Origin of the sequence: Streptosporangium sp. NPDC001681, from assembly GCF_040298085.1 — a bacterium.
Lineage (GTDB): Bacteria > Actinomycetota > Actinomycetes > Streptosporangiales > Streptosporangiaceae > Streptosporangium.
On record NZ_JBEOZN010000007.1, the window covers coordinates 95,751 to 121,961 of the forward strand.

The window sequence follows — 26,211 nt, forward strand, 5'->3', positions numbered from 1 at the left end:
TATCCGTCATATGTGAGAATCAGGCCATGCACAGGATCGTCATGTTCGCCATGGACGGTGTGATCCCCTTCGAGCTTGGCATCCCGCCGCGCATCTTCGGTATCGCCAGGAGCCCCGAGGGCGAGCGGCTCTACGAGGTGCTCACCTGCACCGTCGACGGCGCCCCGGTACGCACCGACGCCGACTTCTCGATCGCGGTGGACCACGGAGCCGAGGCCCTGGCCGGAGCGGACACCGTGGTGATCCCCGCCACCCACGCGCTCGGCCCCGTCTCCACCGAGGGACGGCTCACCAGGCCCATGGCCGACGCGATCGCGCTCATCCGGCCGGGCACCCGCCTGGTCTCGATCTGCACCGCCGCCTACGTGCTCGGGGCGGCCGGACTGCTCGACGGCCGCCCCGCGACCACCCACTGGAGCCACACCGAGCACTTCCAGAAGCTGTTTCCCCGGGTCAGGGTCAACCCGGACGTGCTGTTCGTGGACGACGGGGATGTGCTCACCTCCGCCGGAGTGGCCGCGGGGATCGACCTCTGCCTGCACATCGTCCGGCGCGACCACGGCACCGAGGTGGCCAACCGGGTGGCCAGGCGATGCGTCGTGCCGCCGTGGCGCGACGGCGGCCAGGCCCAGTTCATCGAGCGCCCGCTTCCCGCGCCGACCGCCGCGACCACCGCGGCGACCAGGGCCTGGGCGCTGGAACGGCTGCACAAGCCGCTCCCCCTCAGCGAGCTGGCCGCCCACGCCCGGATGAGCCGCCGTACCTTCACCCGGCGCTTCCGCGACGAGGTGGGCCTCAGCCCCGGACAGTGGCTCATCCTGCAGCGGGTGGAGCTGGCCCGGCAGCTCCTGGAGAGCAGCGACCTGCCGGTGGACGGCATCGCCCTGCGGGCCGGGTTCGGCACCGCGGCCTCGCTCCGCCAGCACCTGCAGGTGGCCGTCGGCGTCTCGCCGTTGGCCTACCGCCGCACGTTCCGGCCCGTGGAGGCCGCACCGGATCCGGAGCCGTCACCGGCTGCGTGACCACTCCTCCTGCAGACGGGCCGCCGCCTTCTCCGGGGTGATCCTGCCGTGGGCGACATCGAGAATCACATCGCCCTCCGCGCGCTCCAGGAACACCTCGTCGGGGACGTTCAGCGAGCCGCCGCCCCGGATGAGTTCCTGGAGCGCGGCGTAGCCGTCCTTACCCTCCGGGGTGGCGAAGACCGACGATTCCACCTTGAAGTCCGCAGCCGCGGGGACCATCGTCAGGTCTCCGGCCCAGCTGGAGACGCCGTCGCCCACGGTCAGGAATTCGATCAGCGTGGCCGCCTCGGCCACGTGCCCGGAATTCCTGGGGACGGCCAGGCCCACCTCGGCCGTGCTACGGACGGCCGGCCTGGCGTCCGGCAGGACAGTGGGGAAGGGACCGGCGCCGATCTTCTTGACGGAGAACTTGCCGGTCCTGCGGTAGGACGTGGACAGCATCGAGCTCTGGCCTGAGCCGTCCACCAGGAACAGCGCCTTGCCGGAGCGGAAGAGCTCGGCCGGGCCGTCACCCCTGAGGGCCAGCGTGGACCTCGCCAGCATGCCCCTGTCGAACATCGCCCCATAGCCGGTCAGGGCCGAGACCATCTCGGCGCTCTTCCACGACTTTCCGCCGGCCAGCAGGTCGTCGGAGAGGGTCGGGTCGGTCTGACCGGCGATGGTGAACAGCAGTTCCTCCTGCCGGCGCGGCTCGCCGGAGAAGACGATCGGCTGAAGGTCGGGGATCTCCTTCCTGACCCGCATGACGATGGATTCGAGATCGGCGACCGTCTTGGGGAAGGACTCCCCGAGCTCGGACAGGAGAGCCGCGTCGTAGTACATGACCGCGCCGGCGGTGGATCCCATCGGGACCGAGTAGAGCGTGCCGTCCTTGGCGACCTGCTCCGTCTGCTTGACCACGACCGGGTCGAGTTTCCCGAGCAGGTCGCCGGAGACCTCGTCCTTCCAGTCGGCGACCGGACGGAGCCGGTTCTTGACCGCGCCGGTCATGGTCGGGATGTGGATGCCGACGACGTCGAGCGCCTCGCCGCCGTCGAGTGCCTTGGGCAGCCGCTTGCGGTAGTCGGCCTCACCGAAGGTGCGCAGGTCGACCTTGATGCCGGGATTCGCCTCCTCGAAGGCGGCGAGCGCCGCCTTCAGCCCGGCCTCGGGCGGGGAGAAGGTCCAGTACTTCAGGGTGACGGGCCCTGCGGGCTTCTCGGCCGGCTTCTCCGTGGGCTTGGAAACGGACTGCTCGGCCGGTTTCCCGCCCTCGGCCGCCCCGCCGGCACCGCAGGCGGTCAACCCCAGGGCGAGGGCGGCGGTCATGGCGAACACGCGAGCTGTACCACGCATGCATACCTCCAAAAGGATCACGGTGCGGGTGACGGTGTTCAGCCCGGCGAGTCCAATCACGGTGTAGATCGTGAAAAAAGATCTTATGTGCTCTTCTGCCGCGACGACGGCCGCTAAAACCCCGCTGCGCCCCTCAACCCTGCCGTGAACCGCGCGGCGAACCCCGGCGACAACCGGCTCTCAGCCCTCGACGATCTCGTGACGGAGGTGCTCGCGACTGAGGTCGAGGAGCATCCTGACGTGGGCGTCGGCGAGACGGTAGTAGATCATCCGGCCGGACCGGCGATTGGCCACGATGCCCGCCGTCCGCAGCAGCCTCAGGGCGTGCGACACGGCGGTGTCGCTGACCTCGACGGTCTCGGCGAGATCGCAGACGCACAGCTCACCGGCCTCGAGCAGCGCGTACAGCAGCTGCGCACGGGTCTGGTCGCCCAGCAGCCTGAACAGGTCGGCGAGCCGGGCCGCCTCGCTCGGGGTGACAAGGCGATCCCGTGTCGCCGCCACCCTGGCCTCGTCGGGCTCCACGGTCACGCACGCGTCCAGACCGGCGACGACTTCCATGGGCGAACTCCTGAACAGATACTCAAATGATAACGACTATCGTACCAAGTCGCCCGGACGGCGGCGGGTCCCGCGAGCCCGGCGGGACGGTCAGTCCTGCTTGGCGCTCAGTGGCCGGGCGATGTCCTCCAGGCTCCTGCCCTCGGCCTTGACCCCGAGGAAGAGCTCCACCAGCCCTGCGATGATCATGAGGGTCGCGCCGATACAGAAGGCCAGCGCCGTGTCACCGGGTCTGCCGCTCTTGACCAGGTTGGCGAAGACCAGCGGTCCGGACACGCCACCGGCGAAGGTGCCGATCGCGTAGAAGAACGCGATCGCCATGGCCCGGGTCTCCATCGGGAAGATCTCGCTGACCGTCAGGTAGGCCGCGCTCGCCCCGGCGGAGGCGAAGAAGAGCACGACGCACCAGCAGGCGGTGAGCGTGACCGCGGTCAGCACCCCCTGGTCGAACAGCCAGGCCGTGCCGAGAAGGAGCACCCCGGACCCGATATAGGTGCCGGAGATCATGGGGATGCGGCCGACCGTGTCGAACAACCGCCCGAGCAGGAGCGGGCCGAGGAAGTTGCCGACCGCGATGACCGCGAAGTAGTAGCCGGTGTGGGTGACGATGCCGAAGAAGGTCGACAGGATCTGTGCGTACCCGAAGGTGATGGCGTTGTAGAGGAACGCCTGACCGATGAAGAGCGCCAGGCCGAGGACCGTGCGCTTGGGGTAGCGGGCGACCATGGTGTGCGCGATCCGCCCGAAGCCGATCGACGTGCGCTGGTGGATGGTCATCGACCGCGAGGGCTCGTCGAGCGGGACGCCCTCCTCGCGCTCGATCCGCTTCTCCACCTCGTCGACCAGCCTCTCGGCCTCCCGGTCGCGGCCGTGGATGAACAGCCAGCGAGGGCTCTCCGGCACGTGTCTGCGGACCAGCAGGATGGCCAGGCCGAGCACCACCCCCATCCCGAAGGCGACACGCCAGCCGATGTTCAGCGGGAGGTTGTCGAGCAGCGGCACGGTCAGCAGCGCGCCTCCGGCGGCGCCGAGCCAGTAGCTGCCGTTGATGATGATGTCGATCCTGCCGCGATGGCGGCTCGGGATGAGCTCGTCGATGGCCGAGTTGACGGCCGCGTACTCGCCGCCGATGCCGAAACCGGTCAGGAACCGGAACAGGAAGAACCACCAGACGGAGAAGGAGAACGCCGTCGCGGCGGTGGCGACCAGGTAGACGGCCATCGTGATGATGAACATCTTCTTCCGGCCGAACCTGTCGGTGAGCCAGCCGAAGAACAGCGCCCCGAGACACGCCCCCGCCACGTAGAGGGCCGCGGCCTGCCCTGCGACCTGGGCCTGGGTGATCGCCAGGCCGCTGCCCTCCTTGGCCAGCTGGGCGGAGAGGTTTCCGATGATCGTCACTTCGAGGCCGTCGAGGATCCAGACGGTGCCGAGGCCGACGACGATCATCCAGTGCCATCGTGACCACGGCAGCCGGTCCAACCTCGCGGGGACCTTCGTGGTCACGGTCCCCGTCTGAACGTCGCTCACGACAGGAGCGGTTACCCCCGCATAACCGGCTTATGCCGGTGTGAGACGCGCCGCTTCATTGGCCCTCGGCTGCGCGATCAGGACAAATCCCCACCTTTTCGATACATTGCGCGAGCATGGGGACATGGGGAGACTTAATCCTGTTTAGGGAGATCAATGAAAGCCCGGATCACGGGCGTCGCGACGTATCTGCCGGAACGGACCATGTCCAGCGCGGATGTGGAGCGGCGGATAGAGGGCTACGTGCCCTACGGAGGCGTCGTCGAGAGGCTGACGGGAATCCGACGGCGCCATGTGGCCCGCGATGACCAGCAGGCCTCGGACCTGGCCGCCGAGGCGGCCCGCGGCCTCGACCACTCAGACGTCGACCTGCTCGTCTTCGCGTCGGCCTCGCAGGACATGGTCGAGCCCGCCACCGCGCACATCGTGGCGGCCAAGCTGGGACTCTCCTGCCCGGTGTTCGACGTCAAGAACGCCTGCAACAGCATGCTCAACGGGATCCAGATCGCCGAGGCGCTGATCCTGTCCGGGGCGCACCGCAAGGTACTGGTCTGCTCGGGCGAGATCCCCTCACGGGCGATCCGCTGGCGGGTCAGGGATCGCGCGCAGTTCGTCGACTCCTTCGCGGGCTACACGATGTCGGACACCGGAGCCGCGGTCATGGTCGCCGCCGATATGGAACGTGGCATTTTCTACCGCGACTTCGCGGCCGACTCCACGGCGTGGGCGATCGGCACCCTGCCGGGAGGCGGTTCGGCGCATCCTCGCGACCCCGAATACTCCTACTTCCGCGGCGACGGGCGCAGGTTGAAGGAGGCGTTCGAGATGATCGGCCCGGACATCTTCCTCAACGCGCTCAAGCACACCGGCCTGACCTGGGACGACTTCGCCATCGTGGCGGTACACCAGGTGGCGCTGCCCTACCTGCGCTTCCTGGCCCAGGTGCTCGGCATCCCCGCCGACAGGCTCGTGGTCAGCCTGCCCGAGCACGGCAACTGCGCCTCGACCACGCTGCCGCTCCAGCTCGCGCTGGGCGGCTGGCGGCCTGGCGACCGGGTGGCGCTGCTCGGGCTGGGCGGCGGGATCAGTACCGGCGTGATCCTGGCGGAGATGTGATGGATCTCTGGGTGATCATCCCTGCCTACAACGAGGCCCACGGCATCGAGGCGACGCTGAGAGCGCTGGCCGAGCAGGACGACCGGGACTTCACACTGCTCGTGGTGGACAACGCGAGCACCGACGGCACCGCCGAGATCGTCCGGCGGCACGGTGTCCAGGTGATCGTCGAGACCCGGAAGGGCACGGGCGCCGCCTCCGACACCGGCATGCGCCACGCCATCGCGCACGGGGCGACCCACCTGGCCAGGACCGACGCCGACTGCCTGCCCCGCCCCGACTGGGTGCGCAACATCCGGCGGGCCTTCGGCGACGGGCTGGAGATGGTCGGCGGCCAGCTGCGCCCCCGGACCGACGAGTTCCGGCTGAAGTTCTGGGAGCGGCACCTCATCCCGTTCGTGGTGGAGGTGGCGGCCACCTTCGGGCGCTTTCGGCCCGGCAACAGGGACCCGCGCTACCTGGGGCCGTACGTGATGATGCCCGGCGCCACCCTGGCCATCACCGCGGAGCTCTACGACCGCGCGGGTGGTTTCCCCAGGACCGCGATCGAGGAGGTCCACGAGGACCGCGCCCTGGTCAACCGGGTGCGCATGCTCACCGCCGCGTACGGCTCGCGCCGCGACGTGGTGGTCTTCGGCTCCGTGCGCAGGCTCAGGGCGTACGGCCTCGCGGGCACCCTCGCCTGGTATGCCGACCACCACTACCGCCCAGAAGTGATCGACGTCCGGTGAACCACGAGACGCGGCTCTACCTGGCCGCGCATCCCTTCGCCTACCCGCTCCTGCGGCTGCTGGCCAGACTCGGGCCCGTGGTGCGGGTTCCCGGGCTGGGCGTCGTGGTCAACGACGCCACCGTCGCGCGGGCCGTGCTGATGGACGAGCGGTTCCGCAAGGACGGTCCCGGATCGCCCGGCGACCTGTGGACGCCCGTGCTCGGCCCCTCCGTGCTGCTCAACATGGAGGGAGCGGGCCACCTCGCGCTGCGCAGGAAGCTGATGCCGCTGTTCACCCCCGGATACGTCTCGGCGCTGGTGGACGACGTGCTCCGCGGGCCGCTCGACGACCTCTCGGCGCGGCTGGGACGCGGCGAGGCGGTCGACCTGGTGGACGCCATGCGGCTGATGGCCGGAGCGGTGATCTGCCGGGTGATCGGGCTGGGCGAGGTCTCCGAGGCTCGGGCCAGGGAGCTGTTCGCGGACGGGGAGCGGGTCGTCTCGATGGTCTCGCTCCGCTCGCGGCGGCTGTCGGATCGGCAGGTGGCGGCCGCCCGGCAGGTGCTGGACCGGATCGGGGACATCGCGCAGGCCGCCTATGAGGCCGCCGACGAGTCCACGGTGATGGGCCGGATGCGGGCACAGGGGCTCTCGCCCGCCGAGGCCAGGGGAGCGGCCGGGGCGTTCTTCCTGACCGGTACCGAGACGGTCGCCACGTTCGTCCCCCGGCTCTTCGCCCTCCTGCACGACCACCGGACCCCGGTGGACGACCTGGACCGGATCATCGAGGAGGCCATGCGGGTCACCACGCCGACCCCGCTGATGCTCCGCTCGGTGTCCACCGCCGCGCGCGTCGGCAAGGCCGCGGTGCGCCCCGGTGACCGGGTGCTGATCGTCACCCACAACTGCGCCAGGGCGTACGGCCCGTTCGATCCCTCCCGCCCTCACCCGCCCGAGCTGCGCAGGCTCTGGTTCGGCGCGGGCCCGCACTTCTGCATCGGCTACCCGCTGGCCCTGGCGGAGATCCGGGCGGTGGCCTCCGTCCTGCTCTCCCACCGGGTACGCGTCCTGCGACGGCGCGCGGCCAGGGGGGTCCTCATTCCCACCTACGAGCACCTGTGGGTCAGTGCCACATGAACGACATCATCAACGGGATCATGACCATCGCCGGGCGGGAGCCGGGACGGACCGCCATCGTCGACGGCCGAGGCCGCGAGATCACCTACGGTGAGCTCGCCCGCCGGGTGTCGGCGGTCCGCGACGCGATGGGCGGGCCGTCACCTGAGAACGGGATGCGGCCCGGGGACGGGGTGCTGTTCGCGGTGCGGCCCGGGGTGGACGCGGTGACGCTGGCGCTGGGGGCGGTCGCGGCGGGCGGGACGCTCGTCCTCGCGGACCCCGGGCTGGCGCCCGACGTGCTCGCGGCCCGCATGGCCGCGACCCGGCCCGCGTGGGTGATCAGCGAGTCCCTGCTCTACACGCTGAGCGGCCCGCTCAGGAGCCTGGCCCGCCGCCGCGGCCTGCTCCTGCCGAACCTCGCCGATCCGCTTCCCGGCCGGCCCGTCCGCCACCTGTACACCGGCCCGTGGCTGCCGGGGGTTCCCCGAGGGGCGCTACGGCTGTCTGGGATCCTCCGATCACCGTCCGGCCCGTCCGGGCCGCGGGCGTACCGATCCGACCCGGACCAGCCGGCGGCGGTGATCTTCACCTCCGGGACCACGGCACGCCCGCGAGGGGTGGTGCACACCCGAAGGTCGCTCGCGACCGGGCTGGAGATGTTCAGAAGCGTGTTCCCGCTCGGCCCCGGCGACATCGTGCACACCGACCAGCTGATGCTCGGCCTCCCCGCCCTGCTGGCCGGGGCGACCTGGTCACTGCCCGGAGGCGGGGACCTCGCCGCCGAGCTGGCCGCGAGGCGGGCCACCCACACCTTCGCCGTGCCGGTGCACCTGGACAGGCTGCTGCGCCGGACCCCCAGACTTCCCGGAACCCTCCGCTACCTCCTGCTCGGCGCCGCCCCCGCCCCGCCGGGCGTGCTCCGGCGCGCGATCGAGGCCGGCCCCGAGGTGCTGTCCGTCTACGCGATGACCGAGGCGCTCCCCATCGCCATCGCGTCGGCGCGGGAGAAGCTGGCCCAGGCCGAGGGGGACCTGCTCGGGGCACCGCTGCCCGGTGTCGGCGTCCGGATCGCCGAGGACGGTGAGCTGTTCGTCTCGGGGCCCCACCTCGCGCGGTGCTACCTCGGTGAGGAGCCGTTGCGCGAGATCGCCACCGGCGACCTGGTCCGGCTCGACGCCGGCCGGCTGGTACTGCTCGGCCGGAAGAAGGACATGATCCTCCGCGACGGCGTCAACATCTATCCGGGCCTGTACGAGTCCGGCATCGCGGCGCTGCCCGGGGTGGCCGAGGCCGCGATCGTCGGACTCGCCGACCCCGACACCGGGGACGAGGAGGTCGTGCTGGCCGTCGTGCCCACCGACGGCTACGACGAGGGCCTGCTGCGCGGGGCACTCCCCGAAATCGTGGACTCGGCGGCCCTGCCCGACCGGATCGAGCCGCTCGACGCCTTTCCCCGCTCGGGGCGGGCCGACAAGCTCGACCGGGCCGCCCTGCGGGATCTGGTCGCCCGCCGTGACTGAGCATCGGGCCGGCACCGATCCCGGGCCGGGCGGCAGGGCGGTGCGGGTCGCGGTGACGGGGGCCTCGGGGTTCGTGGGAGGCGCGGTCTGCCGGGCGGCCGTGGCGGAGGGCTGGACGGTGTTCGCCTTCGGCAGGCGGTCCGGAGTGGACGGCGGGCACGTCGGCCACGCGCCGTACACATCGTGGGATCTCCTCGGCGGGCGACCGGAGCCGCGGGAGGTGGACGCGGTGATCCACTGTGCCGGGAGCGTCACGGACTGGGGGTCGGCGCGCGACATCTGGGCGGCCAATGTCGACGGCACCCGCAACGCGGCCGCGGCCTTCCCCGGCGCCAGGTTCGTGCACGTCAGCACGGCGAGCGTCTACGACCCGTTCCTGCCGACCGTGATGGCCACCGAGGAGGCCGCCCCGGTCGGGCGGTACGCGAACGCCTACGGCGCCTCGAAGGCCGCCGCGGAGAGGTGTCTGGAGCGGGCGGTCATCCTACGACCGCACGCGGTCTACGGCAGGGGGGACACCACGCTGCTTCCCCGAGTCCTCGGTGCGGTCAGGGGTGGCAGGCTTCTCGCGGTGGGCGACGGACGCCAGCGGATCAGCCTGACCTCGGTGGACAACCTGGTCCTGGCCTGTCTGCTCGCCGCCGCGGGACCCGTCGACCACGGTGTCTTCAACGTGACCGACGCCGAACCCGTCATGCTCGACGACGCCCTGCGCTCGATCCTCGCGGAGCGCGGCATCGACGCCGAACCGTACTATCTGCCCCTGAAGCTGGTCGACCCCGTCGCGGCCGTCGCCGAGGCCGCCTTCCGGCTGCTCCGACGCCCGCACCCGCCCCGGCTGACGCGCTACGCCGCGGGCCACCTGGCCGTCGAGCGGACCCTCGACATCACCGCGGCGCGCGCCCGCCTCGGCTACCGGCCGTCGGCGACGTCGTTCGTCGGATCCTCCGACTGGTGAGCGCGGGATTCGAACATGGCGGCGGCGGCCTGGTAACGGATGAGCCCGTTCCTGGCGACGAAGACCACCCCCGCCATGAGCAGGCCGAGCGTGAAGAGCACGCGCAGGCCGTTTCTCAGGAAGGCGGTCAGCGCGTCGAATATCACGAGCACGGCGGCGACCGGCAGGCCGCCGGGGCCGGTGGAGTCCGGCAGGTAGATGTTACGTAGCGCGGACATGGCGATCGCCAGCGTGAACATGCTCCCGGCCATGCCGATACCGGCACCGATCAGTGCGGTGCACCGGTCGCGGGCCAGGAAGACCCCGGCGGCGATCAGGGCCGGTGACGTACCCGCCAGAACCCACCTCAGTGAGATCAGCCTGTCATGGATGTGGTCCATCTTGGCCACGGCGGAGGCGGGGAGCACCTCGGCGACGGGATGTGTCCTGGGCAGGCGGGAGGCGGCTTCCAGACCGCCGCTCCGCAGCCGGTGTCTGACCAGTTCGTACATCGGGGCGAGGTCGTAGCCGATGCTGCTTGGTATGCCGGAATCCGCGCTCAGGACCGCGACGAACCTGCGGTGCGCCAGCCTGTTGATCTCCACCCAGGCGGTGACGAAGTCATCGTCGACCTGATCCCCCACCGCGTTGTGGACAAGCCCCTCCTCGGCCGCGACACCCCGCTCGCGCAACCTCAGGGTGATCTCGTTGGCGACGCGACCGGTGACCGCGTCCCGTACGTCCGGGTGGCGGGCCAGCGGTGCCATGTTCCTGAGGTAGCCGCCGGGATCCGCCACCTCGTTCGCCGTCCAGAACGCCACGAGGGTAAGGGGCGCGAGAAGGCAGCCGAGCGCGATCAAAATCGAGCTGATCATTTTACGCACGGGACCTCCTAACCGCTTTACCTGGAAATCCCCTCGTTTGCCAGTCAAAATCGATTACGTGTCCTTTTTGACCATAACTTGGAGGTCAGCGTCATCCCGACGGCGCGATCTGGTTTACAAACCTTGACCGACCACCCTCAGCGCGTCGAACAACCACATAGCCCATTCAACTGGAAACCGTTACTAACCTGCGACGTATTGGGGTGACGGACAGGAGATGTAGGGCTATGGCCGATAACACGGGGCGGACAGGCGTCGGATCGAGTCTGGCACTGACACTGGGCTCGGCCGTTCTGTGGGGCCTGGCCCATATCTGGGCGGGCCGCCGCCTGACGGGCGCCTTTCTGATGGGCATCGAGCTGACCCTCGCCGGAGCCGCCGCGATCGCCGTGCTGACCGCGGGGCCCGCCCTGCTCGCCCTCGCCGTACAACCCGCCTGGCTCTGGGCCTTCGCGCTCGCCGCGATGTTGCTGGCCACCGTGGCGGTGGCCGTGGTCATACACTCCTACCTGCTGGTGCGGCCGGAGTCGTCATCGCCCGCGGCCCAGTACCTCTCAACCGCCGCCGTCGGCCTGCTGTGCGTGCTGGTGACCGCTCCGATGATCTATGTGGCTCGGCTGGCCTACGTCTCCCAGAGCGTGGTGACCTCGGTGTTCGCGGAGAGCGTCACGCCGATGCCGACGGACCCGTGGAAGGGCATGGAGCGGATCAACATCCTGCTCATCGGCGCGGACGCGGCGGCCAACCGGGTCGGCGTGCGCACCGACAGCATGACCGTGGCCAGCGTCGACACCCGGACCGGCGAAACTGTGCTTTTCGGCCTGCCGCGGAATCTGGAGAAAGTCCCGATGCCGCCGGGCCCGGCCCGCGAGCGATTCCCCTTCGGCTTCGAAGGCGAGCCGCCCTACACACCGGGCATGCTCAACGAGGTCTACCAGTACGCCGAGGACTACCCGGAAATGGCCCCGAGGCTGGGCAAGAGGCACCGCGGCCCCTCGCTGCTGAAAAGGACGGTCGGCGGCATCCTCGGACTCGACATCTCCTATTACGCGATGGTTGACATGAGGGGGTTCGTGGAAATCGTCGATGCGATGGGCGGCGTGCGGATCCGTATCAAGGACCCCATCGTGTACGGCAGGCAGAACGAGGGCCGGATCGAGGCGGGCCGGCGGAAACTCTCGGGCGAGGAGGCGCTCTGGTATGGCAGGTCCCGCACCTTCAGCGACGACTACGTACGGATGAGCCGCCAGAAATGCCTGCTGAACGCCGTCGCCAAGCAGGCCGACCCGGTGACGGTGTTCAAGAGCTTCGAGAGGCTGGCCACCGCCACCGTCGACGCGATCTCCACCGACATACCGCGGCAGCTACTGCCCGACCTGGTCGAGCTTTCGGAGAAGGTGAAGAACTCCAGGATCAGGAGCCTCCAGTTCGTGCCCCCGCTGATCTATACGGGTGCGCCCGACTACCACCTGATCAGGCGTGAGGTCATCGCCACCCTGGCGGCCCCGCCCGCCGGGGCCGACGCCGCCGTGCCCGCCGTACCGACGGGGAACCGCGGCAGGAACGCCGGGGAGCGCGCGGGGGCGAGCGCCGTCGTCCTCGACTCCGCCTGCGACTGACGGACGGCAGACCAGCGGGTAACGGCTGATGAGCGACACACCCGGCGCGTTGAGAGCGCCCACGAGGGCCGGAATGCTGTTATGGAGTGATTACTTAGAGTCGCCACGGAGGTAAGAGGATGAAACGCCGTCTGGCCAGCCTGAGCCTGCTCACCGCGGTCGCCGTACCCGCTGCTGGATGGCAGCCGGCCTGGGATGATCCGGTCCCCTCACTCTCCATCTCCCTCGACGACGGGACGAGGGACACCACTCCCGGCGCGGAGAACACGTACACGCTCCGTATCAACAACCAGGGAACCACCCGGTTGAGGCACATCCTCCTGGTGCAGTCCCTGCCGCCGTCGATGACCTTCGTGAAGGCCGACGCCGGAGGCCGCGTGGAGCAGGGCAAGGTGGCGTGGACCGTGAACGTCCTGCCCAGGAAGGAGACCGTCGTCCACCTGAGCGCCCGGGTCGGCGCGGTCGCGGGGGCGCAGGTGCGGGACCTGGCGACGACCGCCTGCGCCCGCAGGAGCGCGGCCGGCCCCGTGCTGGTCTGCGCCACGGACGTCAACACCGTGGCTTCGCCGGAGACGACCGACTGGGTCCTGCCTATCTCACTGGCCTCCGCCGCCGCGGCCGGGCTGGCCACCGCCGGGTTCCTGCTCCGTCGCCGTCGCCGCCGGGACCAGCCGGCCTGACCCGCGCGAGAGTCCTGGTCCGGCGTTCCTCATCGGAGACCGTCCTGACGGCCTCAGCCTCCCGGTCGCGGTTCGCGACCTCCGTTGAGGAACGGAAGCATCAGGGCGTCCCGCGCCGGCGACACAACCGCGGAGCCAGGCCGAGGCCGAGGAGCAGGAACCCCGCCAGGACCGGTCCGAGCGGCAGGCCCGTGAACGGCAGGGCGGGACGGCCCGGTCCCGCGCAGGGCCCGCCGACGGGACAGGGGATCGGCAGGGGCCGTTCCCAGGCCGGCCCGTACGACGGCGCGGAAGACGGCTCAGGCACCCGCGCGGGCGAAGGGATCCGGGCGGGTGACGAGGTCCGGACGGGCGAGGGGATCGGCACCAGATCGGAAACGGGCGGCGACACCGGTTCCCGGCCGGGGACCGTCGCCGGCTCCGGTACATGATCGGTGACGGCCCCCGGTTCCGGACCGGGGCCGGCCTCCGACGCCGGCGTCGGCGCCGGGGCCATCCTCACCGGCTCCGTCCCGCAGTCGGGATCGGTCGACCCCGCGGAGCAGTTGGACTCGGGCTTCACGCCCACCACCTCGTCGCGCAGCATGGAGTCGCCTGAGGGAGGGTCGCCCACCGTGACACGGTAGGTGATCGTCACCGCGGACTCCGCCGGAATGTCACCCCGCCAGTCGAGCACCGGCTCGGCGTAGCTGACAGTGCCCGAGGAGGCCTCCACATCACCGAACACCGCGTCGTCGAGCACCCCCGACAGATCGTCCGTGAGGCGGGCTCCGGGGTACGCGATCCGCCCCGGGTTGGTGACCGTGATCGTGTAGGTCACGGTGTCACCCGCCTCGGGCTCCTCCGGCATGAGCGTCCTGCTGATCGTCACACCCTCCACCGCGACCCGCTGCGCACAGCCGAGGCTCGCCCCGGGAACGGGCTCACCGAGCCTGGCCGGTCCCGGCGCCGGGCCGGGGCAGTTCGTCCCGCCCCCGCGAGCCTGAACGGCGCTGTCCAGCACCCGGTCCCCGGTGTCGGGGGTGTTCACGGTCACGCTGTAGGTGATCGTGACCGTCTCGCCCGCCGGGATGTCGCCGGTCCAGGCCAGCTTCGACGCACCGTACGAGACGGTTCCATCCGTGGCCCGCGCGTCGCCGTTGTAGATCGCGTCGTCGAGCACCCGGGAGAGTTCCCCGGTGAGCGCGGCCCCCTGATAGGCGGCGGTGCCGACATTGCCGACGGTGACCGTGTACGCGACCACCTCGCCGGGATCGACCGTCTCCCGATCCGCGGTCATGAGGACGTACAGCAGCGGCAGGCCGGGCGCGTCGAGGTTGCCGCAGGCGGGATCGGTGGAACCGGCCTCGCAGTTGGAGCCCTCGCCACCGACCAGTTCGCCGGAGAGCCGCAGGTCCCCCGCCGGAGGGTCGTTCACCGTGACTCCGTAGCTGACCGTCACCGTCTGGCCGGCGGACACGTCCCCCGACCAGGTCACCCTGGACTCGGCGAAGGAGACCGTGCCCGAGGTGGCCGACTCGTCGTGGTCGAAGTCCGCGTCGTCGAGCACGCCCGACAGGTCGTCGGTGAAGGTGAAGTCCGGCCGGTCGTCGTCACCGGTGTTGCGCAGTTCGACGGTGTAGGTGATCTTCTGCCCGGGCCTGGCGAGGACGGGCGAGGCCGTCTTGGTGATCTCGACCCCCGCCTCCTCCACCTCCACCTCCACCGGAGCGGACAAGGACCCCCCACCGGACTTGGCACGAACAGGCGAAACCGTCTTGGTGGCCCCGACCCCCGCCTCCTCCACCTCCACCTCCACCGGAGCGGACAAGGACCCCCCACCGGACTTGGCACGAACAGGCGAAACCGTCTTGGTGGCCCCGACCCCCGCCTCCTCCACCTCCACCTCCACCGGAGCGGACAAGGACCCCCCACCGGACTTGGCACGAACAGGCGAAACCGTCTTGGTGATCTCGGCCCCCGCCTCCTCCACCTCCACCGGAGCGGACAGGGCTCTCTCGCCGGCCTCCGATCGATGCGGAGACGTCACGATGGCCGGGTGGGACGGCGGCGCCTCCGTCCCGTTCCGGGGCGGGGCGGACACGACCAACGGCGTCGCGAGCATCGCGAGCGCGACCCCCCACGCGGCGAATCCGTCGGCTCGCCGCTCGGAAACGCGACGTGACCGGGTATCGGTACCTATCACCAAAGCCCCTTGCTGACCCCTTGTCCACGATCCCGCCGGGGGGCTCAAGATCAACCGACTCGGGGTGGGATACCCGGGCGGCCGGGGTCTCACCGGAGTCGACGGCAAACATCTGCCCTACCCGTACCCAAGGCCGTCGCCGAGTCCGTACAGGAGGGAGCGAAGCGGTAACGGCGGATCTTCAGCACCGGTCATGACATGGCAGGTGTTTTCCCTCAGACCCCACATCCGTACTTGTCATGAGAGACCACTTTCATCCGTGTTCGCAGCGCGGACACCCTCCCAACTCGCCCGGTGATACACGTCACGCACCCTCGCCCGCCGTGGCATGATGGTCCCCCGCAAGAGTTGCAATGATTTTCATAATCAGATTGGATCGTCGTCGTGAGGGTGGCATTCGTCGGCAAGGGCGGCAGCGGCAAGACGACTCTGTCGGCGCTGTTCTCGAGATACACAGCGAGCCGGGGCGGTCCCGTCGTGGCCGTCGACGCCGACATCAACCAGCACCTGGGCATGGCGCTGGGAGTGGCCGATGGCGCGCTGCCAAGACCGATGGGCTCGCACCTGACCGAGATCAAGGAGTACCTGCGAGGTGACAACCCCCGCATCTCCTCGGCCTCAGCGATGGTCAAGACCACCCCGCCGGGGCGCGGCTCGCGACTGCTCCGCCTTGACGAGCGGAACGACCCGATCCACGGCGGATTCGCCGCCGCCGCACCCGAGGGGCCCCTGCTGATGGTCACCGGGCCGTTCAGCGAGGATGACCTGGGAGTGGCGTGCTACCACTCCAAGGTCGGCGCCGTGGAGCTGTATCTCAACCATCTGCTCGACGGCGCGGGTGAGTACGTCGTGGTCGACATGACTGCCGGGGCCGACTCATTCGCCTCGGGGTTGTTCACCCGCTTCGACATGACCTTCCTGGTGGCCGAGCCGACCCGCCAGGGGGTGAGCGTCTACCGGCAGTACCGTGACTACGCCGCCGACTACGGCGTGCCGATCGCGGTGGTGGGCAACAAGATCCACGGCCCCGGGGACGTGTCGTTCCTGCGTGAGCAGGTCGGCGACGACCTGCTCGTCTGCCTGGAGCACTCCGCGGCGATCCGCGCGATGGAGCAGGGCCGCCCCTTCACCCTCTCCGACCTTGAGGTGGCCAACTCCCGGGCTCTGGGCACGCTCCTCGACCATCTCGACGCCCAGGAGAAGGACTGGGACCGCTTCGGCCGCCAGGCCGTGCGGTTCCACCTCCGCAATGCCGAGGCCTGGGCCAACAGGGCCACGGGCGAGGACCTGGCGGCTCAGATCGACCCCGACTTCGTCTTCGGGCCCACGCGAGTGTCGCTCTCCCGCTAGATGGAGCGATCACCACGCCCGACCTAGTGTCTGATTGATCCCCTTCCGAGAGGAGAACGCAGTATGTCGCTGACCGTTTCGAACGATCTTCTCGACCAGGCCAGGACCGGTGAGGTGGACGACGCGGCTTTTGTCACCTGCGTCAGAGACTCACTGCCCTACGCCTGGTCGCTGATCAGCGACCTGGTCAAACAGCGTGAACATACCGGTGCCGAATTCGCCGACAACACCGTGCCGCCACCGGACGAGGCCGCCCGCGGCCAGCTCCTGCGCGCGCTCGCCAGCGACGCCATGCGTGGCGCCCTGGAGCGGCACTTCGGGGTGCGGCTGGCCTTCCAGAACTGCCACCGGGTCGCGGTCTTCGACCCGGCCGCCACCGGGGCCCACGCGGAGTTCATCACCGCCAGGTCTCAGATCCTCAACCAGACGCCCGAGCTCGTCGACTGCTGACGGCGGCCTCACTCCGAGGCCTTCCTTCCCCGTGCCCGCCGCACCCGGCGGGCACGGCCGGAGAGCCTGGGCAGCACCTCGGCTCCCAACCGCCTGATGTTCTCAAGGGTGCGGGCGCCCTCGCCCGCACCCTCCACCATGAGGATCAGGTGCCGCAGACCGGTGACCTCGGCGGTCCGCTCGATCCTCGCCACGCAGAGATCAGGCGAGCCGACCGGATGCGTCCCGCAGAGGAAGTCCACGTACTCCCCGACGTCGCGCGCCGGCCGCGCCCGCCCGTCCACCGGTACGTATCCCGCGAGACCCGGCTCCAGCCAGCGCGGCATGGCCTCCCGCATCTCCCGCACGGCCTGATCCGTCGTATCGGCCACATAGCCCACGGCCGCCGCGACATGACCGGGCGGTGACAGCGGGCCCACCGCCAGCGCACCGTAGTCGCGGATCATGGCAGCCTTCTCCCGATCCCCGACATGCATGCCGAGCAGCATCGGCAGCCCGCGCTCGGCTGCGATCAGCACGGTCGCGGGAGAGGTACACGCGACGATCGGCCTGATCCGGACCGCCGGCACCATCGGCACCTGCCTGAAGTTGAAGAACTCCCCGCTCGCGGAGAGCGTGTCACGCGAGAGCGCCTCGCACAGCAGGTCGAGCGACTCGCGGAAGCCGCGCTCGAACCTCGCCAGGCCCGTGCCGAACACCTCCAGGTCCACCCACGGCCCGCCCCTGCCCACCCCCAGGGCGAACCGGCCCCCGGAGACCTGGTCGAGGATCGCCGCCTGCTCGGCCAGATCCACCGGATGCCGGGTGGACAGGACGCTCACCGCCGTCCCGACCCTGATCCTGGCGGTGCGCCCCAGCGCCACACCGGCCAGCGTCGCCGCCGACGGGCAGACGCCGTACGACATGAAGTGGTGCTCGGCGATCCACGCGTCATCGAATCCCGCCTCCTCCGCGGCCACGACCGCGTCCACGGTGTCGCGCAGCACCTCTCCCGGTTGCCGGCCGGGAAATCCCGCCGCGACCAGGAAGACTCCGATTCGCACTCTTCGATGATGTCCGATGTCCGCCGCTAGCCGAAGAGGTCGAGCTGGCCCTCACCGGCCAGTGGGTTGCGGTGCCTCTTGAGGTGACGCCAGCGGGGCAGATCGTCCAGGTACGACCAGGACAGACGGTGGTGCTCCGTCGGGCCGAGCTCGGCCAGGGCCGCCTGGTGGACCGGGGAGGGGTAACCCGCGTTCTCGGCGAACCCGTACTCGGAGAAGCCCAGCGAGGCCATGTAGGTGTCCCTGCGGACCTTTGCGATCACGGAGGCCGCGGCCACGGAGACACAGGACAGGTCGCCCTTGACCTCGCACCGGACCGGCCAGGGCGCGCCCAGATAGTCGTGCTTGCCGTCCAGCACGACCACGTCGGGCCGGACGGGAAGCCCGGCCAGCGCCCTCCTGGCCGCCCGGCGCAGGGCCTCGGTCATCCCGAGCGCGTCGATCTCCTCGTGGGACGCCTCGCCGTACCCGATACCGGCCGCCCAGGCGGTGATCTCGGAGACCATGGCGGCGCGGCGGGCGGGGGTGAGCAGTTTGGAATCGGTGAGACCGGCGGGCGGTTCCGACAGGTCGGTGACCACGGCGCAGACCGCCACCGGGCCCGCCCAGGCTCCGCGCCCGACCTCGTCCACCCCGGCGACCAGCTTGGCACCGCCGTCGTTCAGCAATCGCTCGAGCGCGTAGGAGGGAGGCATGCGCCGACGTTACCGGCAGGGGAGCGCGACCGCCTCCCGGTGTACCCGAGGGCGTCATCTGGGCACGGGCTCGACCGCCTCCAGGTCGGCGGCGAGGAGCCTGGCGGCGACGTGAACGGCCCTGAGGGTGACGGAGACGGCAGGGCGGTGAACGCTGGAGGATCGGGCGACGGCGTGGACGGTCCGGCAGACCGGCGGGCCGGGCAGCCGGCGGACGACGATGCCCCGGACCCCCGCGGCCAGCGCCAGGGCGGGAACGGCCGCGATGCCGATGCCCTTGGCGACCAGACCGATGATCGTGCTCAGTCCCTCGAACTCCCAGGGCACCGGCCGGTGGCCACCGACGTCGGCCATCAGCCGGTCCACCGCCAGCCGGGAGGGCTCGCCGTCCGGAGTGGCCATCCAGGGCTCCTCCCTCAGCTCGCGCAGGTCGACGGGGACGTCGGGGGAGGCGAGCCGGTGCGTGCGCGGCACCACGAGCACCAGCGGATCGCGCAGCAGCGGGAAGACCCGCATGGTGTCCGGTTCGCGTATGCCGCCGTACCAGTCGTCGATCAGGGCGATGTCCACCTCGCCCGACTGCACCTCGCGCATCCCGCGCCCCGAGCGCCCCTGCCCCATCCGCAGGGTGATCTCGCCGTGCCGGCGGAGCGTCCTGGTCAGCGCGGGCGCGAAGGCCACCGCGGCGGTGGGGAAGGCGGTCACGGTGACCCGTCCCGCCGGGGTGACGGCCTGGGCCGACAGGTCGGACTCGGCGCTCTCCACCATGGCCAGGATGCGCTCGGCGTGCTCGACCAGGCGGCGCCCCGCGTCGGTCAGCTCCGCGCTCCTGGCGGTTCTGTCGATCAGCGCGGTCCCGGCCTGGCGCTCCAGCGCGGCCAGTTGCTGGGAGACCGCCGAGGGGCTGTAACCCAGGGATGCCGCGGTGGCGGCGATGCTGCCCCGGCGGGCGAATTCGCAGATCAGCGCGAGTCTCCGCAAATCAAGCATCAGCTTTCCTTATGCCCACCCGCGAGAACCGAAGCTTGTCCTTACGCCCCTACCTCATCAGGGTTGGGAACGTTCCGCAACGAGGGAGGGAACCTCACGATGAACGTCACCCTTTCCGCCACCCTGGCGGCCAACGAGGACATCGAGCGAAGACGGCTCGCCGGGGAGCGCGTGCTGCACCTGGCCTTCGGAGAGGCGGGGTTGCCCGTTCATCCGGCTCTGCGCGAGCGGCTGGCCGCGGCGTCCGGGCACAACGGGTACGGACCTGTCGCCGGCGCGCCGGTGCTGCGCGAGGCGGCCTCCGGCTACTGGTCGCGGCGGGGTCTGCCCACCGACCCGGAACTGGTGGTCTGCGGCCCCGGGAGCAAGCCCCTGCTGTACGGCCTGCTGCTGGCGATCGGCGGCGACATCGTGCTGCCGATGCCGAGCTGGGTCAGCTACGCCGCCCAGGCCGACCTGGTCGGGGCTCGGTCCCTGCTCGTTCCCACGCCCGATGGCGAGGGTGGGGTGCCCGACCCCGAGCGCGTGGCGGCGGCGGTCACGAACGCCCGCGCCCAGGGACGCGACGTGCGTTCGCTGCTGGTCACACTGCCCGACAACCCCAGCGGCACGCTGGCCGGGGCGCCCACGATCCGGCGGATCGCCGAGGTCGCCCGCGAGCTCGACCTCACGATCATTTCCGACGAGATCTACCGCGACCTGGTCCACTCCCCGGCCACCGGCTTTCTCAGCCCCGCCGACGTGGCCCCCGAGCGGACCGTGATCACCAGCGGGCTCAGCAAGAGCCTGGCCCTGGGCGGCTGGCGGATCGGGGTGGCCCGGCTCCCGTCCGCGGGACTGCGTGACCGGCTGCTGGCGGTCGCGAGCGAGATCTGGTCCAGCCCGGCCGCACCCGTCCAGCAGGCGGCGGCGTACGCGTACACCGAGCCGCCGGAGCTCGTCGAGCGGATCGGCGAGAGCCGCAGGTTGCACGGCACGGTGGTGCGGGCGGTGCACGAGCGCCTCGTCCGCGCGGGCGTAAGGGTGGCCGCGCCGCAGGGCGGCTTCTACCTCTATCCCGACTTCACCGGGCTGGACTTCGCGTCCTCCGCCGACCTGTCGGCGTATCTGCTCGACCGGCACGGCGTCGGGGTGCTCCCCGGCCACGTCTTCGGCGACGACCCGGCGGCCCTGCGGGCGCGGGTGGCGACCAGCCTCCTGTACGGCGAGACGACGCGGCGTCGGCTGGCCGCGCTCGGTGCTCCCGACCCCCTGGAACTGCCCTGGATCTCGGCCTCGCTGGACCAGTTGAGCGAGGCATTGGCCGGCCTGCGCGCCACCCGGCGGCCACCCCGCCCGCAGGTACGCGCCCCGCTCGCCGCGGCCCCCGCGACGGGGTGAGATCGCATCGCGGCCCCCGCGTCGGCGACGCGCGTTCCAAGGGTGGATTTAGCGCCTCTGGCCTGGTCTTTCTTACCGCGGAGCGCCCTGGGGGCGGTGCTTCTCACGATGCTCGCCAAGATGTCTCGTGTCGTTTGGCATCAGGCAGGGGAAAGAGCCCTCATTATGTGCTCATGCCCGCTTCTGTCACCCTGTCCGGGCGCCTCTTGCGCCTGGAACCGCTCAGCCTCGCGGTCGTCGACGACCTCGTCGCCGCGGCGAGTGAAGACCGTTCTACCTACGGCTTCACTCGCGTCCCCAATGGCCGGGACGAGATGGTCTCCTACGTGGAGGCCGCTCTGGCTGAGCAGGCGGAGGGCCGCACGATGCCCTTCGCCATCCGGTGGCTTCACACCGACCGCGTGGTCGGTGCCACCCGTCTCATGAACCTGGAGTACTGGCAGGGCCCCATGCCCTGGCCTCCGGGCACTCGTGGGGCGGTGGGCGATGTCCCGTCCGTGGCGGACATCGGTTACACCTGGCTCTCCGCCTCCGCGCAGGGGACCGGTGCCAACCGCGAGAGCAAGTACCTGATGCTCTCCCTCGCCTTCGAGACCTGGCAGGTCCACCGCATAACCCTCAAGGCCGACATACGGAACGTACGATCCCGGGCCGCCATCGAAGCCCTCGGCGCGCACCTCGACGGTGTGCGGCGGGCGGAGAGCCGAGGCGCCGACGACACGGTCCGAGATACCGCGTACTACTCGATCCTGAGCGACGAATGGCCGATCGTCCGAGAACGGCTGCGCGCGCGGATGGGCCTGTTCGAGGCCGCGTGAGGCGCCCCTGGACAAGGGGTAGCGCAAGGAGGATCAAATAAACCGACAAAAGCCATATAACGGTCAAAGCTCACTTTAACTATTTAATGGAACAAAAGGCCCGCCCGGGGTTCCGGGCGGGCCAGGTATCCGTCTGATGTCGTACGCGGGTCATGGGAGGCGTTCGTACGCCGCGCCACCGAGCGGGTCACGAGGTGGGATCACTCCTCGCCGTCGACCTCGTAGATGTAGCGCCACTTGCCGCACAGTGTCCGCTTGGCGTCGTGCTTGTCCCAGTAGCAGACCCTGACCTGCAGGTTTTCGACCTCTTCCCGAACGAAGTGGAAGGGGGTGTAACCCTGGGAGCCGCACTTGCGCGCCCAGTAGTAGCTCTCCTCGCCCTCGTGGTCCTCGACCTTGAACTGGACGTAGCCGCAGAGCCAGCTCGGCGAGTACTTGTCGTAGACCCTGCCCTGGACGTGGACGCTGTCGTCGTCCTCGGTCCAGACGCGACCCTTGGCGCTGGCGCGGGAGTCGTCGTAGTACTTGGAGTAGTAGGAGCCCCAGAACTCGTCGTAGTCGCTGGAGGCGGCCGGGCCGGCGGTGGAGGTGGCGGCCGAGGCCGGAGAGGCGAGGGCCGGAACACCGATCGCGATGACGGCGGTGGCGGCGGCGAGACCGAGGAGTTTGCTGATCGAGCGGCGCATGATGGTTCTCTCCTTGAGGGGGCGGCTCCCGACTTCCTCTAGGAGCCATGGCTCATTGATAGGCTCGCCCGCCTTCATCACGCTTACAGCGCCTTTATCCGCACCTGCAATCCACCGACATGTCGGGCATGGCCGCCCCCGTATGGGGCCATGCCCGACAGCCACAGCATTGTGGACATGACTCAACAGCCGATTAACGTGCGATCAACGGCTCGGCGAACGGACAACCCTCTACTTACTGAGTCAGCAGGGGAGGATCTATCATTTGGCCATAAAACTTCCCATCGGGCGGAGATTCGAGAAATGGCTGTTCAGGGCAGCGGAGACGGACTGCGGTTCGCCGTACTCGGTCCTGTCCAGGCCTGGCGTGACGGATCCGAACTCGACCTGGGCACCCCACTGCAACGTTCCATCCTGGCGATGCTCCTGCTGAGGGAGAACCGGGCGGTGACGCCGACCGAGATGATCGACGCGATCTGGGGGGACGACGCCCCGCCCCGCGCGCTCGGCGCCCTGCGCACCTACGTCTCCCGGCTGCGCGCGGTGCTGGAGCCGGACAGGTCCCCGCGCACCCGCCCCGAGCTGCTCACCTCCGTCGGCAGGGGGTACGCGCTGCGGCTGAACGGAATCGCCCTTGACCTGGTCCTCTTCGAGCGCGGCGTCGCCGAGGCCGAGGTCGCGCGCCGCGCGGGCGACCTGGCGAAAGCCGCGGAGAGCCTGCGTGCGAGCCTGGCGCTGTGCACCGGCGAGCCGCTGGCCGGAGCCGTCGGCCCCTATGCCGAACACCAGCGCGACCGGCTCACCGAGCGCCGGATGAGCGTGCTGGAAGTCCTGATGGACCTGGACCTGGAGCTGGGCAGGCACGCCGACGTGCTGTCCGAGCTGATCGCGCTGACCGCCGACCATCCGCTGCGCGAGCGACTCCGCGCCCAGCTGATGCTGGCCTACTACCGCTGCGGGCGCAGGGCGGAGGCACTGGCCGCCTTCGCCGAGACCCGCGCCACGCTGATCGAGGAACTGGGCATCGAGCCCGGCACCGACCTGACGAGCATGCACCAGCGCATTCTCACCGACGCCCCGGCCCTCGCGCTCGCCCCTGCCGACCGACCCACACGGCTCGCGCCCGCCGAGGCCGCACCGGCCGCTCCGGATCGGAGCCCGAAGCCGGAGCCGACGAGAACGTCGGGAACGCGGGGAACGCCGGTGGTCCCGGAACTGCCGCGCCCCGCGCAGCTTCCCGCCGCCGTGAACGACTTCACCGGGCGCCGTCAGATCATCGCGCGGCTGCGCACGCTGCTGTCGGCCCAGGAGGGCTCCGAGGGCGTGCCCGTGGCGGCCATCTCCGGCATCGGCGGCGTGGGCAAGACGGCGCTGGCGGTGCATGTCGCCCATGCCATGCACGACCTGTTCCCCGACGGCCAGCTCTACGCCGACCTGCGCGGCTACGGCGTGGAGCCGACCGCGCCCGAGTCCGTGCTGGCCGCGTTCCTGCGCGGGCTCGGCCTGCCCGCCGACGCCATCCCCGACGGCCTGGCCGAGCGTTCCGCGCTGTTCCGCTCGCTCCTGGCCGACCGGCGGATGCTCGTGCTGCTGGACAACGCCCGCGACGCCGCGCAGGTGGGCCAGCTGCTCCCCGGTTCGGCCGGGTGCGCGGCGATCGTGACCAGTCGCGGCAAACTCGCCGACCTGGCCTCGGCCCGGCTGATCGACCTGGACGTCATGGAGCCGGAGGAGGCCCTCGCGCTGTTCGGCACCGTCGCCGGCACCGAGAGGGTGGAAGCGGAACGCGCCGCCGCCATGGACGTGGTCGCCGCCTGCGGTTTCCTGCCGCTCGCGGTGCGAATCGTGGCGGCGCGCCTGGCCGCCCGGCCGTCCTGGACCGTCGCCTCCCTGGTTCCCCGGCTGGCCGACGAGCGCCGCCGCCTGGACGAGATGCGCGTGGGAGACCTCGCGGTGGAGGCGACCTTCGCCCTCGGGTACGGCCAGCTCAGTCCGGCTCAGGCCCGCGCGTTCCGGCTGCTCTCCCTGCCCGGGGGCCCGGACATCTCGATCGGGGCCGCCTCCGGGCTGCTCGCGCTGGAGGCGATGGACACCGAGGACGTCCTGGAGTCCCTGGTGGACGCCAGCCTGCTTGAGGCTCCGGCCCCTGGCCGTTACCGCTTCCACGACCTGCTCAAGCTCTTCGCCCGCCGGGTCGCGGAACGGGCCGAGAGCACGGCGGAGGGGGACGGCGGTCAGGACGGCGGGGAGCGACGCGGGTCCGGGGTGAGCGTGGCCATCGGCGGGGAGGGCGCGGTGGCGCTGGCCCGGCTGCTCGACTTCTACCTGGCGTCCGCGCGCTCGGCGCACCGCCTCGCCTACGAGGGCAGCACGATCGCCGACCAGCTGGGTGTCACCGGTACCGGCCACGCCTTCGCCTCCGCCGACGAGGCTGTGGCCTGGCTGTCGGTGGAGGCGGAGTCGCTGTTCGCGTCGATCGCCCAGGTGACCCGCGCGAACCAGGCCGAGGCACTGCTGCCGGGGGCCGACCTGCTGCTCGCCATGGAGCCGCTGCTGGAGTCGGGAAGTCACGGCCGCGAATTCGAGAGCCGGACGCGGGAGATGCTGGCCGTGGCGCGACGGCTCGGTGCCGTCTCCAGCGAGCTGCGCTGCCGCTACGTGCTGGGCCGGGTGCTGTTCGGCACCAACCGGCTGGCCGAGGCCGAGGAGGAGTTCCGTGCCTCCCTGGAGCTGTCGGCCAGGGGCGATCGCATCGTTGTCGGCGAGGTACTGAACGCGTTGGCCGTCGTGGCCGGGCGCCGACGCCGCCACGTGGAGGCCCTGGCCTGGTTCAGCTCGGCGCGCGAGGCGTTCAGGGAGGTCGGAGCGCGGGGCGGGGAGGCGCTGACACTCAGCTACTCCGCCCGCGACCACCTGTTCCTGGAGCAGCCGCAGGAGGCGATCGCCGCCGCCGAGCAGGGGCTGGCCCTGTTCATCGAGATGGGCTCCAGCGCCGGCACCGCCAGGGCCCGCTACCACCTGGGGATGGTCCTGTCGCGGGTCGGCCGGTTGAACGAGGCGGTCCACCACCATGCCGAGTGCCTCGCCTTCTTCCGGGCCAGCAGGCAGCGGGTCTGGGAGCAGCGGGTCTGTTCCCGGCTGGCCGAGACCTTCATCCACGCGGGCCGCTTCACGGACGCGACCCGTCACGCGGAGCAGGCGCTTACCGTGAGCCGGGAGATCAGCCACCCGTACGGTGAGGCGCAGGCTCTGTGGGTGCTAGGCAAGGCGCTCAACGGCCTCGGCAGCACCGGCCGCGGGCGCGACTGCCTCGAACGCGCCCACGACCTGTTCAGCAGGCTCGGCGCGCCCGAGGCCGAGGATCTGCGCCTTCTGCTGGAGCGCGACCAGGTCGACAGCTGATCCAAGATCATCGTAAAGATCATCGTCAAGCCGCGTCATCCAAACGTGGTTGATCACTGGCATGCCCCTCGAAGTCGGTCCGCGGTCCGGAATGAGCGTGGAAGCCCGGCCGGCCGCCTGGCCCCGGGCGACGTGTAGGGGGCCCGGTCATCCGGTACGTCGCCCGCGGGCCGG

At 70.5% G+C, this 26,211-nt stretch carries 22 protein-coding genes; 13 read left to right on the plus strand and 9 right to left on the minus strand.

Features of this window, described 5'->3' with window-relative positions; genetic code table 11:
- Positions 1 to 26 precede the first annotated feature (26 nt).
- Positions 27 to 1,022: a GlxA family transcriptional regulator gene (locus ABT130_RS04995; RefSeq protein ID WP_350952962.1), complete on the plus strand. Its 996-nt coding sequence runs from the start codon at positions 27 to 29 to the stop codon at positions 1,020 to 1,022.
- Here the strand turns inward: ABT130_RS04995 and ABT130_RS05000 are convergent.
- The 3 genes from ABT130_RS05000 to ABT130_RS05010 all read right to left on the minus strand — a co-directional run bounded on the left by ABT130_RS05000 (position 1,008) and on the right by ABT130_RS05010 (position 4,451).
- The gene (locus tag ABT130_RS05000; protein WP_350952964.1) at positions 1,008 to 2,360 is read right to left on the minus strand and encodes an ABC transporter substrate-binding protein; all 1,353 of its coding nucleotides are present in this window, start codon (positions 2,358 to 2,360) and stop codon (positions 1,008 to 1,010) included. The two genes, ABT130_RS04995 and ABT130_RS05000, sit on opposite strands and share 15 nt — an antisense overlap.
- Before the next feature lie 180 nt (positions 2,361 to 2,540).
- On the minus strand, positions 2,541 to 2,921 hold the full coding sequence (locus tag ABT130_RS05005) for an ArsR/SmtB family transcription factor (RefSeq protein WP_350913531.1): 381 nt from the start codon (positions 2,919 to 2,921) through the stop codon (positions 2,541 to 2,543).
- Between the two features lie 90 nt (positions 2,922 to 3,011).
- Complete coding sequence (locus ABT130_RS05010) at positions 3,012 to 4,451, minus strand: MFS transporter (RefSeq protein WP_350952966.1); 1,440 nt, start codon at positions 4,449 to 4,451, stop codon at positions 3,012 to 3,014.
- Between the two features lie 156 nt (positions 4,452 to 4,607).
- On the opposite strand from ABT130_RS05010, the gene ABT130_RS05015 reads away from it, so the two are divergent.
- From ABT130_RS05015 to ABT130_RS05035, 5 genes are read left to right on the plus strand one after another with little or no spacing between them, the layout of a single operon-like run.
- Entirely contained in the window at positions 4,608 to 5,567 is a 960-nt protein-coding gene (locus ABT130_RS05015) for a 3-oxoacyl-ACP synthase III family protein (protein WP_350952968.1), read from the plus strand.
- Complete coding sequence (locus ABT130_RS05020; protein ID WP_350952970.1) at positions 5,567 to 6,298, plus strand: glycosyltransferase family 2 protein; 732 nt, start codon at positions 5,567 to 5,569, stop codon at positions 6,296 to 6,298. Before ABT130_RS05015 ends, ABT130_RS05020 begins: the two co-directional genes overlap by 1 nt.
- A complete protein-coding gene (locus ABT130_RS05025) occupies positions 6,295 to 7,416 on the plus strand; it encodes a cytochrome P450 (protein WP_350952972.1) in 1,122 nt (373 codons plus the stop codon). The genes ABT130_RS05020 and ABT130_RS05025 overlap by 4 nt, the downstream gene beginning before the upstream one ends.
- Positions 7,413 to 8,918, plus strand: coding sequence for a class I adenylate-forming enzyme family protein (locus tag ABT130_RS05030; protein WP_350952974.1), 1,506 nt, complete (start codon positions 7,413 to 7,415; stop codon positions 8,916 to 8,918). Before ABT130_RS05025 ends, ABT130_RS05030 begins: the two co-directional genes overlap by 4 nt.
- Entirely contained in the window at positions 8,911 to 9,876 is a 966-nt protein-coding gene (locus ABT130_RS05035; protein WP_350952976.1) for an NAD-dependent epimerase/dehydratase family protein, read from the plus strand. The genes ABT130_RS05030 and ABT130_RS05035 overlap by 8 nt, the downstream gene beginning before the upstream one ends.
- On the opposite strand, the gene ABT130_RS05040 is transcribed toward ABT130_RS05035, so the two are convergent.
- A complete protein-coding gene (locus ABT130_RS05040; protein WP_350952978.1) occupies positions 9,831 to 10,739 on the minus strand; it encodes a hypothetical protein in 909 nt (302 codons plus the stop codon). The genes ABT130_RS05035 and ABT130_RS05040 overlap by 46 nt on opposite strands.
- A gap of 227 nt (positions 10,740 to 10,966) precedes the next feature.
- Here ABT130_RS05040 and ABT130_RS05045 point away from each other — a divergent pair, with 227 nt between their 5' ends.
- Both ABT130_RS05045 and ABT130_RS05050 read left to right on the plus strand, forming a co-directional pair.
- A complete protein-coding gene (locus tag ABT130_RS05045) occupies positions 10,967 to 12,358 on the plus strand; it encodes an LCP family protein (protein ID WP_350952980.1) in 1,392 nt (463 codons plus the stop codon).
- A gap of 119 nt (positions 12,359 to 12,477) precedes the next feature.
- The gene (locus ABT130_RS05050) at positions 12,478 to 13,038 is read left to right on the plus strand and encodes a hypothetical protein (RefSeq protein ID WP_350952982.1); all 561 of its coding nucleotides are present in this window, start codon (positions 12,478 to 12,480) and stop codon (positions 13,036 to 13,038) included.
- Between the two features lie 100 nt (positions 13,039 to 13,138).
- Here ABT130_RS05050 and ABT130_RS05055 read toward each other — a convergent pair whose 3' ends face one another.
- Positions 13,139 to 15,223, minus strand: a complete 2,085-nt coding sequence (locus tag ABT130_RS05055) for a DUF7927 domain-containing protein (protein ID WP_350952984.1) — start codon at positions 15,221 to 15,223, stop codon at positions 13,139 to 13,141.
- A 384-nt stretch (positions 15,224 to 15,607) separates the two neighbouring features.
- Between ABT130_RS05055 and ABT130_RS05060 the strand changes: the two genes are divergently transcribed.
- Both ABT130_RS05060 and ABT130_RS05065 read left to right on the plus strand, forming a co-directional pair.
- Positions 15,608 to 16,573, plus strand: a complete 966-nt coding sequence (locus ABT130_RS05060; RefSeq protein WP_350913553.1) for an ATP-binding protein — start codon at positions 15,608 to 15,610, stop codon at positions 16,571 to 16,573.
- Between the two features lie 63 nt (positions 16,574 to 16,636).
- Positions 16,637 to 17,023, plus strand: a complete 387-nt coding sequence (locus tag ABT130_RS05065) for an SCO5389 family protein (RefSeq protein WP_343971632.1) — start codon at positions 16,637 to 16,639, stop codon at positions 17,021 to 17,023.
- 8 nt (positions 17,024 to 17,031) lie between these two features.
- On the opposite strand, the gene ABT130_RS05070 is transcribed toward ABT130_RS05065, so the two are convergent.
- Genes ABT130_RS05070 through ABT130_RS05080 form a run of 3 tightly spaced genes read right to left on the minus strand, consistent with a single transcriptional unit; the run spans position 17,032 to position 19,751 of the window.
- Positions 17,032 to 18,066, minus strand: coding sequence for an LLM class flavin-dependent oxidoreductase (locus tag ABT130_RS05070; protein WP_350952986.1), 1,035 nt, complete (start codon positions 18,064 to 18,066; stop codon positions 17,032 to 17,034).
- Positions 18,067 to 18,092: 26 nt separating this feature from the next.
- The gene (rnhB, locus tag ABT130_RS05075; RefSeq protein WP_350913557.1) at positions 18,093 to 18,761 is read right to left on the minus strand and encodes a ribonuclease HII; all 669 of its coding nucleotides are present in this window, start codon (positions 18,759 to 18,761) and stop codon (positions 18,093 to 18,095) included.
- 54 nt (positions 18,762 to 18,815) lie between these two features.
- Positions 18,816 to 19,751, minus strand: coding sequence for a LysR family transcriptional regulator (locus tag ABT130_RS05080; protein WP_350952988.1), 936 nt, complete (start codon positions 19,749 to 19,751; stop codon positions 18,816 to 18,818).
- Between the two features lie 99 nt (positions 19,752 to 19,850).
- Here ABT130_RS05080 and ABT130_RS05085 point away from each other — a divergent pair, with 99 nt between their 5' ends.
- A complete protein-coding gene (locus ABT130_RS05085; protein ID WP_350952990.1) occupies positions 19,851 to 21,131 on the plus strand; it encodes a pyridoxal phosphate-dependent aminotransferase in 1,281 nt (426 codons plus the stop codon).
- Positions 21,132 to 21,304: 173 nt separating this feature from the next.
- On the plus strand, positions 21,305 to 21,949 hold the full coding sequence (locus tag ABT130_RS05090) for a GNAT family N-acetyltransferase (protein WP_350952992.1): 645 nt from the start codon (positions 21,305 to 21,307) through the stop codon (positions 21,947 to 21,949).
- A 200-nt stretch (positions 21,950 to 22,149) separates the two neighbouring features.
- Here the strand turns inward: ABT130_RS05090 and ABT130_RS05095 are convergent, their stop codons facing one another.
- Positions 22,150 to 22,635: a hypothetical protein gene (locus ABT130_RS05095; protein ID WP_350913567.1), complete on the minus strand. Its 486-nt coding sequence runs from the start codon at positions 22,633 to 22,635 to the stop codon at positions 22,150 to 22,152.
- A gap of 303 nt (positions 22,636 to 22,938) precedes the next feature.
- On the opposite strand from ABT130_RS05095, the gene ABT130_RS05100 reads away from it, so the two are divergent.
- Positions 22,939 to 26,037, plus strand: a complete 3,099-nt coding sequence (locus tag ABT130_RS05100; RefSeq protein WP_350952994.1) for an AfsR/SARP family transcriptional regulator — start codon at positions 22,939 to 22,941, stop codon at positions 26,035 to 26,037.
- Positions 26,038 to 26,211 lie beyond the last annotated feature (174 nt).